Origin of the sequence: Streptomyces sp. SID8352, from assembly GCF_009862265.1 — a bacterium.
GTDB lineage: Bacteria > Actinomycetota > Actinomycetes > Streptomycetales > Streptomycetaceae > Streptomyces.
This window is the reverse complement of the sequence record NZ_WWGX01000082.1, coordinates 34,898-47,257: the sequence shown is the minus strand read 5'-3', so window position 1 is coordinate 47,257 and position 12,360 is coordinate 34,898. Positions and strand designations below refer to the sequence as shown.

Below are 12,360 nucleotides of genomic sequence, written 5' to 3'. Positions count from 1 at the left end.
CGGATTCCGCACACGACTCGGCCTCCGTCAGCCTTGTCGACCGCGGCCCGCTGCGTATATCCGTCACGACACCCATATCGCCACCGTACGTGCGGATGACAGCATGGCGACGCCGCGAACGCGCGCGTGCGCGCACCGGACGTGGCGTGAACCTGCTGAACGAACGAGGGGAAGACTCGTGTCCGCTCCACGCCTGAGGGCGACGCCACTACCGGGCATCGGGGTCCAGTACGACCTGGTGACCCGTGAGCATCGCCACGTGTCGGTGGTGGCGCACCGCGACGGCGCCCGCACGGTGAACGTGTACCAGGCCGACGATCCCGACTCCTGCGCCCACTCGCTGCGGCTGGCCGCGCCGGAGGCGGGCGCGCTGATCGACGCGCTGAAGCCGTCGCACCACAGCGCCAGCCTGCTCTACACCACGGACCTGGGGCTGGTCGCCGAGCGCATCGAGGTCGCGGCGCTCTCCCGGTGGAACGGGCGGCTGCTCGGCGACACCCGGATGCGGACCGAGACCGGCGCGTCGGTCGTGGCAGTGCTGCGCCGCGCGGAGGCCATCCCGTCACCGGCTCCCGACTTCCGTGTCATGGGTGGTGACACCTTGATCGTCATCGGCACCCGTGAGGGCGTCGACGCCGCCGCCGCGATACTCGAGCAGGAGTGAGCCGGTGCATTCCGCGGTTCTGCTGATCGAGTTCGGTTCCATCATCCTGGGGCTGGGGCTGCTCGGCCGGTTCGCCGGCCGCTACCGGCTCTCCCCCATCCCGCTGTACCTGCTGGCGGGCCTGGCCTTCGGCGAGGGCGGGCTGCTGCCACTGGGCGCGAGCGAGGAGTTCGTCGCCACCGGCGCCGAGATCGGCGTCATCCTCCTGCTGCTGATGCTCGGCCTGGAGTACACGGCCGGTGACCTGGTCACCAACCTCAAGTCGCACTATCCCGCCGGTCTCGTCGACTGCGCCCTGAACGCCGTGCCGGGCGCGGTGGCGGCGCTGCTGCTGGGCTGGGGCCCGGTGGCCGCCGTGGTGCTGGCGGGCGTGACCTGGATCTCGTCGTCCGGGGTGATCGCGAAGGTGCTCGGCGATCTCGGCCGGGTCGGCAACCGCGAGACGCCGGTGATCCTCAGCGTGCTGGTCCTGGAGGACCTGGCGATGGCGGTGTACCTGCCGATCGTCACGGCGCTGGTGGCGGGCGCCGGTCTGGTGACCGGCAGCATCACCCTGGCCGTGGCGCTGGGCGCCGCCGGTCTGGTGCTGTTCGTGGCGGTCCGCTACGGGCGGCTGATCTCGCGGTTCGTCTCCAGCGAGGACCCGGAGAAGCTGCTCCTGGTGGTGCTCGGACTGACGATCCTCGTCGCGGGCGTCGCCCAGCAGCTCCAGGTGTCGGCGGCGGTCGGCGCGTTCCTGGTCGGCATCGCGCTGTCCGGGGAGGTCGCGGAGGGCGCGCACACGCTGCTGAGCCCCCTGCGGGACCTGTTCGCCGCCGTCTTCTTCGTCTTCTTCGGCCTGCACACCGACCCGGCCAGCATCCCGCCGGTGCTGCTGCCCGCGCTGGCGCTGGCACTGCTGACCGCGCTGACGAAGATCGCCACCGGTTACTGGGCGGCGCGGCGCGCGGGGATCTCCGTGAAGGGCCGCTGGCGGGCGGGCGGCGCGCTGGTGGCGCGCGGCGAGTTCTCCATCGTCATCGCGGGGCTCGCGGTGTCGGCCGGCATCGAGCCGTCGCTGGGCCCGCTGGCCACGGCGTACGTGCTGATCCTGGTGGTCCTGGGCCCGCTCACGGCCCGGTTCACCGAGCCGCTGGCGACCCGGTTCTGGCCACGGCGCGGCAACCCGGACGGCCACGGCGGGCCGGTCGGGACGGCGGCGCGGCCGACGGGCGCGGAGGCGTCGGTGGGCGACTGAGCCCGCGGCGCGGAGGCGCCGGGCGCGCGGAGGCGCGCGGCGCGCGCCCGGCGGAGCCCCCGCGGCCGCGCCGCCGTACCGGCCGGCCCGCCGTAGCGGGGGGCCGTGCGGCTGCCGGTGCCCGTGGGCCCGCCGGAGCGGGGCTTCCAGCAGGGGGCCGTGCGGGTGCCGGAGTACTGGGCCGAGGTTCCGGGGATCTGGGGCGCCGGAGCCGGAGTGCCGCCCCGGCGCCGTCGTTGGGTGCCGCCGGGGCCGGTCAGGCGTCCGGCGCGGGCGGGTTCCAGCCCTGGCCGCGCAGTACCGCGGCCACGTCGGGCGCGGTGTAGTGGTCCCCCTTGAGCACCTTGCCGTCGGCCCGGCGGGCCACGCGCCCGTCGGGCCCCAGCTTGGTCATGTTGGAACGGTGCACCTCGGCGATCACGGCGTCGAGGTCGATGCCGTGGACGAGGGCGGTGCCGTAGGCGACGTAGACCACGTCGGCCAGTTCGTGCGCCAGCCGGTCCAGGGGGCCGCCGACGGCGACCTCCGCGACCTCGGCCGCCTCCTCGGCGAGCAGCCGTCCCCGCTGCGCGGCCAGGTCCGGGGGGACCTCGGCCGGGGTGGTGCGGGCGTCCAGGCCGAGGGCGAGGTGGAAGGCGCGGACGAGGTCGGCGGGTGAGGGGCTGCTCATGCCGACGACTGTAGCGAGCGGCGGTGACGGCCGGTTCCCGTACGGGGTCCGGCCGTCCGGCTGCGGGGGCGGTGTCCGCCGCGACCGGCGCGGAGGGGTACGGCCCCGGACACCGGGTCGGGCCCGGCGGCCGGACACGGAACGGGGACCGGTACGGACACGGGACACGGCCCCGTACGGACCCGTAGGGGCGCGAACCGGCCCGGACACGGACCGGAGCACGGACCGGACCGGAGCACGGACCGGACCGGAGCACGGACCGGACCGGAGCACGGACACGGGACGCAGGCCGGGTACCGACACGGGGCGCAGGGCCAAAGCCTGGGGCGGGGAGCCCACCCGGACACGGGACACGGACCGGAGCAGGGAGGCGGGGCGCACCCGGACACGGGACAGACACCCACCCGGTACCGGCGGTGGGCGCGGGTCCGGGAGACCGGCCCGGGACACGGACCGGGCCGCCCCGCCCGGGACACGGACCGAGGAGCCGCGCCCGGGTACGGGGCCGCGAGGCCGGCCCGTGCGCGGAACGGCGACGGGCGCACGGAGCGCGAGGCGCGGAACGGCGACGGGCGCACGGGGCAGGGCGCGGCCCCGGTGGCCCGGCCCTGTTCAGCCCGGGGCCGGGCTGGCAGGATCGCCCGCATGTCCCTCTCGTTCCCCCGGCCGCGCGTCCGCGCCGCGCTCCTGGGCACGGCCGTCGTCGTCGCTCTGGGGCTGCTGCTGGCGTGGCTGCTGCCGCTGGGCGAGAAGCCCCCGGGCGGGACGGTCACCTTCAGCACCGGCACCAGGGCGGGCGTCTACCAGAAGTACGGCGAGCTGCTCCACGCGGAGCTGCGCAAGGACATGCCGGGGCTCGACGTGCGGCTGCTGACGAGCGCCGGATCTCAGGAGAACGTGGAGCGGGTGGCCTCCGGCAGGGCCGACTTCACCATCGCCGCCGCCGACGCGGTGGAGACGTACCGGCTCGACGGGGCCCCCGGGGCGGACCGGCTGCGCGGGGTCACCCGGCTCTACGACGACTACGTGCAGCTCGTGGTCCCGTCCGGCTCGGACATCCGGACCGTGGCCGACCTGCGGGGCAAGCGGGTGGCCATAGGGCTGCCGCACTCGGGGGTGCGGCTGATCGCCACCCAGGTGCTGCGGGCGTCGGGCATCGACCCGGACCGGGACATCACGGCCCGCGAGGACGGCATCGACACCGGTCCGGGCCGGCTGGGCACGGAGCTGGACGCGTTCTTCTGGTCGGGCGGGCTGCCGACGGACGGGCTGAAGCGGATCGCGGAGACCGGCGCCTTCCGCTTCGTGCCGATCGGCGAGGACCTCGTCGCCAAGCTGCACGCGTACGGCGGCGCCACCCGCTACTACCGGGCGACCAACATGCCGGAGTCGGCCTACCCGGCCGTGCAGAACGGGGCCGTGGTGCCCACGATGGCCGTCTCCAACCTGCTGGTGACCCGCGAGGACGTCGACCCCCGGCTGACCGAGTGGCTGACCCGCACGGTGCTGGACAGCCGCGACGGCATCGGAGCCCACGTCCACTCCGCGCAACTGGTGGACCTGCGCACCGCGATCTACACCGACCCCCTGGACCTGCACGAGGGTGCCCGGCGCTACTACCGCTCGGTCAAGCCGTAGGGCAGCGGTCCGGAGCCGCGGGCGCCCGTGCGCGGCACGGTGACCGTCACCTCCAGCCCGCGCGGGTCGCGGTGGCCGAAGCCGACGGTGCCGTCGCCCGCCGCGAGCAGGGCCCGGCAGATGGACAGGCCGAGGCCGGAGCCCTTGACGTTCTGGTGATGACCGCTGCGCCAGAAGCGGTCCCCGACCCGGACCAGCTCCGCGTCGGTGAGCCCGGGACCGTCGTCGCTGACCCGGACGGTGGCGGCGTCGCCGGTGGCGGCGACCTCGACCCGCACCTCCCCGTCCGGCGGGGTGAACTTCACCGCGTTGTCAATCACCGCGTCCAGGGCGCTGGAGAGGGCGACCGGGTCGGCCCAGCCGGTGGTGGGCGGGCAGTCGCCGGTCAGCCGGACGCCCTGCGCCGCGGCGGCGGGGGCCCAGGCGGCGACGCGTTCGGCGGCGAGGGCACCGATGTCGGTGGTCCTCAGATCGGCCTCGGTGTGCTCGGCCAACGCCAGGTCGAGCAGGTCCTCCAGGACGCGGGCCAGGCGTTTGCCCTCGGCCCGGACGGAGGCGATCTCCTCGTTGTCCTCGGGCAGTTCCAGGGCGAGCAGGTCGATCCGGAGCAGCAGTGCCGAGAGGGGGTTGCGCAGTTGGTGGGAGGCGTCCGCGACGAAGGCCCGCTGCTGTTCCAGGACGTCCTGGACGTGGTCGGCCATCTCGTTGAACGACCTTGCCAGGCGCCGGAGTTCGGGTGGCCCCCCGGAGGGCGCGACGCGGGACTTGAGCCGCCCGGTGGCGATGTCGTGGGTGGTGGCGTCCAGCACCCGCACCGGCCGCAGCACCCAGCCGGTCAGCCGGAGCGCGGCGCCGACCGCGAGCAGCACGGCCGCGAACTCCCCGGCGCCGATGACCAGCCAGCCGTGCAGGGTGCGCGAGCGCATCGCGTCGGTGGGCGACTCGGTGACGACGACGGCGACCACGTCGCCGTCGCGTATGACCGGTGAGGCGACCACGAGCCGCCCGTCCTGCCAGGGCCAGACCTGCTCCGGGTCGTGGCTGCGGCGGCTGAGCAGGGCCTCGTCGAAGGCGTCCCGGACCTCTCCGTCGGGCGGCAGGAACCAGGTGGTGGGGGCATTGGCCATGGGGACCTGGTTGCGGTAATAGACCCCGGCCCGGATGCCGTAGACCTCGTGGTAGCTGGCGAGTTCGGCGCGCAGGGTCTCCCGGCGCTCGTCCGTGGTGGTGCGGCGGGAGCCCCCCGAGGCGTCCTCGGTGACGAACTGGGCGAGGGCCGCGAAGCGCGCCGTGTCGTCGATCCGGTCGACGACGACCCGCTGCTGCCCGGCGCGGGCGACGCTGATGCCGAGCGGCACCCCGAGGGCGAGCAGCACGGCCGCCATCAGGACGATCAGCAGCGGGAGCAGACGGGTGCGCACCGGACCCCGCTAGGTGCCGGGGGCGACGAGGCGGTAGCCGACGCCGCGGACGGTCTCGATGAGCGACGGCATCCGCAGCTTGGAGCGCAGCGAGGCCACGTGCACCTCCAGGGTCCGCCCGGTCCCCTCCCAACTGGTGCGCCACACCTCGCTGATGATCTGCTCCCGGCGGAAGACGACACCGGGGCGCTGCGCGAGCAGGGCGAGCAGGTCGAACTCCTTGCGGGTGAGCTGGACGGCCGCCCCCTCCACGGTGACCTGCCGGGTCGGCAGTTCGACCCGGACGGTGCCGAGGCGCAGCACGGTCTCGACGGGGCCGGTGCTCTCCTCGTGGGCGGTGCGGCGGCTGACGGCGTGGATACGGGCGAGCAGCTCGCCGGTGTCGTACGGCTTGACCACGTAGTCGTCGGCGCCGAGGTTCAGGCCGTGGATGCGGGAGCGCACGTCGGAGCGGGCGGTGACCATGATCACCGGGGTGGCGGTGCGCTTGCGGATGCCTCCGCAGACCTCGTAGCCGTCCTGGTCGGGCAGGCCGAGGTCGAGCAGGACGACGTCGAAGCGGTCGGCGTCCGGGACGAGGGCCCGCAGGGCCTCCTCCCCGTTGCGCGCGTGGGTGACGTCGAGGCCGTGCCGGGCCAGGACGGCGGACAGCGCGGCGGCGACGTGGTTGTCGTCCTCGACGAGCAGCAGCCTCATCCGGGCCTCCTTCGGTTCATCCGCTTCGGTTCATCGGCCGTGGGGCCCGGCCGGTTCGGACGACGGGACGGGCGGGCGCGGGGCGGCCGTGCGCGGGGTGCCCCGTGCAGTGATGCCGGAGCGGGGGGACGGCGTCAAGTGCTTCCCCCGCCGGGCCGCCCGACGTTACCCGGCCGATACGCTCCCGGTCACCCGCGCTACGACACGTGTCCGATTGCTATCGGATCGTGATGCTCAGATTCCCCTCAGATGTGAAGACGCGGCTCGTACCCGGTCACTACTGTCCACCGGACACCGAGGAGGACGGAGCCCGAGAGCGATGACCGAAGTAGCGGCGGCCGAGGAAGACGCGGTCCCGACCGACCATCTGGTCGTCCTGAAGAGCGTCAACAAGCACTTCGGCGCGTTGCACGTGCTCCAGGACATCGATCTGACCATCACCCGCGGCGAGGTCGTCGTGGTCATCGGGCCCTCCGGGTCCGGGAAGTCCACCCTGTGCCGCACGATCAACCGGCTGGAGACCATCGACTCCGGGTCCATCGTGATCGACGGCCGGCCGCTGCCCCAGGAGGGCAGGGAGCTGGCCCGGCTGCGGGCCGACGTCGGCATGGTCTTCCAGTCCTTCAACCTCTTCGCGCACAAGACCGTGCTGGAGAACGTCACCCTGGGCCAGACCAAGGTCCGCCGGGTGGAGCGGGCCAGGGCCGAGGAGAGGGCCCGCGAGCTGCTGGACCGGGTCGGCGTGGGCGCGCAGGCCGACAAGTACCCCGCCCAGCTCTCCGGCGGGCAGCAGCAGCGCGTGGCCATCGCCCGGGCGCTGGCCATGGGCCCGAAGGTGATGCTCTTCGACGAGCCGACCTCGGCGCTCGACCCGGAGATGATCAACGAGGTGCTGGAGGTCATGCGGCAGCTCGCCCAGGACGGCATGACCATGGTCGTGGTCACGCACGAGATGGGGTTCGCCCGGTCGGCCGCCAACCGCGTGGTGTTCATGGCGGACGGCCGGATCGTCGAGGAGGCCGCGCCGGACCAGTTCTTCAGCGCCCCCCGCAGCGACCGCGCGAAGGACTTCCTGTCGAAGATCCTCCACCACTGACCGCCCGGCGCCCCTCCCGGCGCCGGCCTCCCTTGGGGCACCGCCCCCGTCGGCCCTCCCCGCCGCCGGTCCCCCGGCCGCCGGCCCGTCCCGGCGCCGGCCGTCGTCCCCCGACCGCCCGATCCCTCCCGATCGCCGTCAAAGGATGTCCCCCATGAAGCTCCTCAAGGTCACCGCCGCGTCGGCCACCGTCCTCGCCCTCGCCCTGTCCGTCACCGCCTGCGGCAGCGACGACAAGGACGGCGGCTCCTCCGGCGGCGACAAGAAGATCACCATCGGCATCAAGTTCGACCAGCCGGGCCTCGGCCAGAAGACCCCCAACGGCTACGCGGGCTTCGACGTGGACGTCGCCACGTACGTCGCCGGGAAGCTCGGCTACTCCAAGGGCCAGATCGAGTGGCGCGAGTCCAAGAGCGCCGACCGCGAGACCATGCTCCAGCGCGGCGACGTCGACTTCATCACCGCCACCTACTCGATCACCCCCGAGCGCCAGGAGAAGGTCGACTTCGCGGGCCCGTACCTGCTGGCCCACCAGGACGTGCTGGTCCGCGCCGACGAGGACGGCATCAAGTCGCCGGAGGACCTCAACAGCGCCAAGCTCTGTTCCGTCACCGGCTCGACGTCGGCCCAGAACGTCAAGGACAAGCTGGCGCCCAAGGCCCAGCTCCAGCCCTACCCGACGTACTCGGCCTGCCTGCCCGGCCTCCAGAACGGCGCCGTCGACGCGCTGACCACCGACGACTCCATCCTCGCCGGGTACGCCTCGCAGGCCCAGTTCAAGGGCAGGTTCAAGCTCGGCGGCTTCAAGCTGACCAACGAGAACTACGGCATCGGCGTCAAGAAGGGCAGCGACCTCAAGGACCGGATCAACAAGGCCCTGGAGGAGATGGTCTCCGACGGTTCCTGGCAGAAGGCCGTGGACGCCAACCTCGGCCCGGCCGGCTACAAGAACGAGCCCGCGCCGAAGATCGGCGAGATCAAGAGCTGAGACCGCGCCTGACAGGGTGCGCCGCCCCGCGGACGGGGCGGCGCACCGGGGCGGGCACCCCTACACCCGGAAGCGCGGGAGATCGTGTTCGACTTTCTTGAGGGTTACGACCTGCTGGGAGCCTTCTGGACGACAGTGCAGCTCGCTGTGCTCTCGGCCGTCGGCTCCCTGATCTGGGGCACCGTCCTGGCCGCCATGCGCGTCGGCCCGGTGCCGCTGATGCGCGGCTTCGGTACCGCGTACGTGAACGTCGTGCGGAACATTCCGCTGACCGTCATCATCCTGTTCACGTCCCTGGGCCTGAACCAGTCCCTGGGCATCTCCCTGGGCGCGACGGAGTTCGAGACGATCAACTTCCGGCTCGCCGTCCTGGGGCTGATCCTCTACACCTCGTCCTTCGTCTGCGAGGCGCTGCGCTCCGGCATCAACACGGTGCCGGTCGGCCAGGCGGAGGCGGCACGGGCCATCGGGCTCGGCTTCACCCAGGTGCTCCGCCTGGTGGTGCTGCCCCAGGCGTTCCGCTCGTCCGTCGTCCCCCTGGCGAACGTGCTGATCGCACTGATCAAGAACACCACGGTGGCCGCAGCCATCGGGGTCGCCGAGGCCGCGCTGCTGATGAAGGAAATGATCGAGAACGAGGCCCAGTTGCTGCTGATCGCGGCGGTCATCGCCTTCGGCTTCGTGGTGCTGACCCTGCCGACCGGCCTGTTCCTCGGCTGGCTGGGCAAGAAGGTGGCGGTGAAGCGATGAGTTCCGTCCTCTACGACGCCCAGGGCCCCCGCGCCAAGCGGCGCAACGTGGTCCTCACGGTCGTCTTCCTGCTCGCCGCCGCCGCCGTCCTGTGGTGGGTCGTCACCACCCTGGAGGAGAAGGGGCAGTTGGAGTGGGACCAGTGGAAGATGTTCCTCACCAGCACCGAGCCCTGGTCGACGTACCTCTGGCCCGGTCTGCGGAACACCCTGAAGGCCGCGGCGCTCGCCATGGTCATCGCCCTGCCGCTCGGTGCCGTGCTCGGCATCGCCCGGCTCTCGGACCACGTCTGGATCCGCGTCCCGGCCGCGGTCGTCGTCGAGTTCTTCCGGGCCATCCCGGTGCTCGTCCTGATGATCTTCGGCCTGGCGCTCTTCTCCGAGTACACCGACGTCAGCACCGATGACCGCCCCCTCTACGCGGTCGTCACGGGCCTGGTCCTCTACAACGCCGCCGTCCTCGCGGAGATCGTCCGGGCCGGAATCCTGTCCCTGCCCAAGGGCCAGGGCGAGGGCGCGCTGGCCATCGGCATGCGCAAGAACCAGGTCATGCGGCTGATCCTGCTGCCGCAGGCGGTCACCGCGATGCTGCCCGCCATCGTCAGCCAGCTCGTCGTCATCGTGAAGGACACCGCGCTCGGCGGCGCCGTCCTCACCTTCCCCGAACTGCTCTCCGCGGCGAACACGATGAGCGCCTACTACGGCGCCAACATCATCGCCAGCTACACCGTCGTGGCGGTCCTCTTCATCGCGTTCAACTTCGCGCTCACCAGCTTCGCGGGCTGGCTGGAGCAGCGGCTGCGGCGGGGCAAGCGCTCCTCCGGGGCCGTGCTCCCGGCGGCCGACCCGGTCGGCGGCGCGAACGCCTGACCACCGGTCACCTCGTAGGACGATCGACGGAGGCGGCGGCCCGATCACCGCCGCCTCCGTCACTTGACGCAAGCAGCGGCAATGGGTTGCATACGTTCTGTGATCGCGCACCCCGTTCCCCCACCCTGTTCACCTGCTCCGTCGCGGACAGGGGGCGCAGCACCGTGGACCCGGTGATCATCGTCGGGGCGGGGCCCGTCGGGCTCACCCTCGCCCTGGCCCTGGCCCGCCAGGAGGTGCCCTGCGTCGTCCTCGACGAGGGCCCCGGCAAGGACGAACCGCGGCCCGCGCGCACCGTCGTGCTGCGCGAGGAGACCACCGTCCTCCTCGAGCGGCTCACCGGCACCTCCCTGTCGCGGCGGGGGCTGCACTGGGCCGGATGGCGGTCCTCCCGGCGCGGACAGGTGATCCGCGAGACCGTCTTCGACGACACCGCGCCCGGCCCCCTGCACATCGCTCAGCACGAGCTGACCGGCGTGCTGCGCACCGCCCTGGCCGGCCGGCCCCTCGTGCGGACCGCCGCCCACAGCCGTGTGGACGCCGTCGAGCAGGAGCCGGGGGGCGTCACGGTCCACACCCGCGGCCCGGAGGGCACCTGGTGGCGCGGCAGCCATCTGGTCGGCTGCGACGGACCCCGCTCCACCGTGCGCAAACTGCTGGACATCCGCTTCCCCGGCCGCACCGCGGTGGAGCGCTACGCCGTGGCCGCCCTGCGCACCGAACTCCCCTGGCCCGGACAGGCGTTGCTGCACCGGCAGCCACCCTGGCGCAGCTCGGGCCCCTCGGCCGGGGAGATCGTCGGCCGGCCGCTGCCGGACGGCGTCTGGCGGCTCGACTGGCTGCTGCCGCCCGGCAAGGACCTCGTCACCCCCGAACTGCTGGTCAACCGGATCCGCGAGACCCTCACCGGCTGGTCCGGCGGCTCCGTCCCGGCCTACGACCTCCTCGACACCGGTGTCCACACCGTCCACCACAGGCTGGCCCGGCGCTGGCGGGCGGGCCGCGTCCTGCTCGCGGGGGACGCCGCGCACCTGCTCGGCGCGCTGGGCACCCAGGGGCTGGAGGAGGGGCTGCGGGACGCCGACAACCTCGCTTGGAAGCTGGCCCTCGCCTGGCACCACGGCCACCACGAGGCGCTCCTCGACAGCTACCAGCACGAACGCCGGGGTGCCGTCGCCGCCCGGCTGCGCAGCGCCGACCAGCACCTGCCGCAGGTGCGCGGCGGCGGGGGGCTGCGCTCCTACGTCCCCGGCGCCGGCCGGGGCCACGACGCGCTGCTCGCCGACGGCCATCTGGGCCGGGGCGCTCTCGGCGCCCTCGGCACCTACGGCGGCTCCCCGCTCGCGCCGGGGGACCTCGACGGCACCGTCGACGTCGACACCGCGCCGGGGTCCCCGGTCACCGACGTCCGGGTCACGGCGGAGGACGGCGCCTTCGTGCGGCTGCGGGACCGGCTCGGCCGGGGCGCGCTGCTGGTCGTGCTGGTCGCGCCGGGCACGGGCGTGTGGGAGCGCAAGCACTGGATGACCGCCGGGGTGATGCCCCGGCTGGCGGCGGCGGTCACCGCGCTGCCCTGCCGCGCCGAACTGCTGGTCACCGAGAGCTATCCGGGCGCCGCCGCCCACACCGTCCTGCTCGTCCGTCCCGACGGCCATCTGGTGACGGCGCTCAACGGCGTGCGCCCGGCCGACCTCTACACGGCGGCCGAGGCCGCGCTGGGCGGCAACCCGGCCGGTGCCCCGGAGCCCGACGGTGGGACACGGCCGGAGTCCGCCCCGGAGACGTCCCCGGCCCCGGACGACCCGGCGGCGGACGACCCGGCGGCGGACGGCCCGGCGGCGGACGGGGGCGCGGACGGCGGCACGGAGACGGAGACCGCCACCGGGACGCGGTGAGGGGGCGTGCCTCTCCGGGGGTTCCCGGGTAGGCGGCTCCCCTGCCGAGCCGGAGGAACGGGAGGCAGTACGGTGCCCCTTCCGGGGCGGTACGGCCAAGGGCAGGGACCAGCCCGGGGACGCGGGCGGGGCGACGGACCGGGGCGGGAACGCGACGAGACCGGGGCCGCGGACCGGTGCGGCCCCGAGACGGGACTGGACCCGTGCCGAACGGCCGGCGCACGGCGCGCGCGCCGCCGGACGACACCCCCGTCCGCATGACGACGGTGAATTGACCGGCCCGCACCGGCATGGTGTACTCCGGACCGTGACCGACACCGATGTGCGCCTGTGGCGGAGGGTCCATATGGACCTCGTCCGCTACGCGGGCTGCGTGTGTCGCCCTTCCTGCTGACTTCGCCTCGTCTCCCTTCCGCGCGCCGCGTCATCACGCCCG

General features: G+C 73.6%; 11 protein-coding genes. 8 read left to right on the top strand and 3 right to left on the bottom strand.

The window, feature by feature from the left end:
* Positions 1-178: 178 nt before the first annotated feature.
* Together GTY84_RS24775 and GTY84_RS24770 are read left to right on the top strand one after the other, a co-directional pair.
* On the top strand, positions 179-664 hold the full coding sequence (locus GTY84_RS24775) for a TrkA C-terminal domain-containing protein (protein ID WP_161228607.1): 486 nt from the start codon (positions 179-181) through the stop codon (positions 662-664).
* A gap of 4 nt (positions 665-668) precedes the next feature.
* Positions 669-1,901 (top strand): cation:proton antiporter, encoded by a 1,233-nt coding sequence (locus GTY84_RS24770; RefSeq protein ID WP_161228606.1) that lies wholly within the window; start codon positions 669-671, stop codon positions 1,899-1,901.
* A 256-nt stretch (positions 1,902-2,157) separates the two neighbouring features.
* On the opposite strand, the gene GTY84_RS24765 is transcribed toward GTY84_RS24770, so the two are convergent.
* Positions 2,158-2,571, bottom strand: coding sequence for a MazG nucleotide pyrophosphohydrolase domain-containing protein (locus GTY84_RS24765; protein ID WP_161228605.1), 414 nt, complete (start codon positions 2,569-2,571; stop codon positions 2,158-2,160).
* Between the two features lie 645 nt (positions 2,572-3,216).
* On the opposite strand from GTY84_RS24765, the gene GTY84_RS24760 reads away from it, so the two are divergent.
* The gene (locus tag GTY84_RS24760) at positions 3,217-4,209 is read left to right on the top strand and encodes a TAXI family TRAP transporter solute-binding subunit (RefSeq protein WP_161228604.1); all 993 of its coding nucleotides are present in this window, start codon (positions 3,217-3,219) and stop codon (positions 4,207-4,209) included.
* Here the strand turns inward: GTY84_RS24760 and GTY84_RS24755 are convergent.
* Both GTY84_RS24755 and GTY84_RS24750 read right to left on the bottom strand, forming a co-directional pair.
* Positions 4,188-5,630, bottom strand: coding sequence for a HAMP domain-containing sensor histidine kinase (locus GTY84_RS24755; protein ID WP_161228603.1), 1,443 nt, complete (start codon positions 5,628-5,630; stop codon positions 4,188-4,190). The two genes, GTY84_RS24760 and GTY84_RS24755, sit on opposite strands and share 22 nt — an antisense overlap.
* Positions 5,631-5,639: 9 nt before the next feature.
* Entirely contained in the window at positions 5,640-6,326 is a 687-nt protein-coding gene (locus GTY84_RS24750; RefSeq protein WP_161228602.1) for a response regulator transcription factor, read from the bottom strand.
* Positions 6,327-6,645: 319 nt separating this feature from the next.
* Here GTY84_RS24750 and GTY84_RS24745 point away from each other — a divergent pair, with 319 nt between their 5' ends.
* The 5 genes from GTY84_RS24745 to GTY84_RS24725 all read left to right on the top strand — a co-directional run bounded on the left by GTY84_RS24745 (position 6,646) and on the right by GTY84_RS24725 (position 11,924).
* Complete coding sequence (locus GTY84_RS24745) at positions 6,646-7,422, top strand: amino acid ABC transporter ATP-binding protein (protein WP_161228601.1); 777 nt, start codon at positions 6,646-6,648, stop codon at positions 7,420-7,422.
* A 154-nt stretch (positions 7,423-7,576) separates the two neighbouring features.
* Positions 7,577-8,410, top strand: coding sequence for a glutamate ABC transporter substrate-binding protein (locus GTY84_RS24740; protein WP_161228600.1), 834 nt, complete (start codon positions 7,577-7,579; stop codon positions 8,408-8,410).
* A gap of 84 nt (positions 8,411-8,494) precedes the next feature.
* Positions 8,495-9,160, top strand: a complete 666-nt coding sequence (locus tag GTY84_RS24735; RefSeq protein ID WP_161228599.1) for an amino acid ABC transporter permease — start codon at positions 8,495-8,497, stop codon at positions 9,158-9,160.
* Positions 9,157-10,029, top strand: a complete 873-nt coding sequence (locus tag GTY84_RS24730) for an amino acid ABC transporter permease (RefSeq protein ID WP_161228598.1) — start codon at positions 9,157-9,159, stop codon at positions 10,027-10,029. Before GTY84_RS24735 ends, GTY84_RS24730 begins: the two co-directional genes overlap by 4 nt.
* Before the next feature lie 164 nt (positions 10,030-10,193).
* Positions 10,194-11,924 (top strand): FAD-dependent monooxygenase, encoded by a 1,731-nt coding sequence (locus tag GTY84_RS24725; RefSeq protein WP_161228597.1) that lies wholly within the window; start codon positions 10,194-10,196, stop codon positions 11,922-11,924.
* Positions 11,925-12,360: the final 436 nt, after the last annotated feature.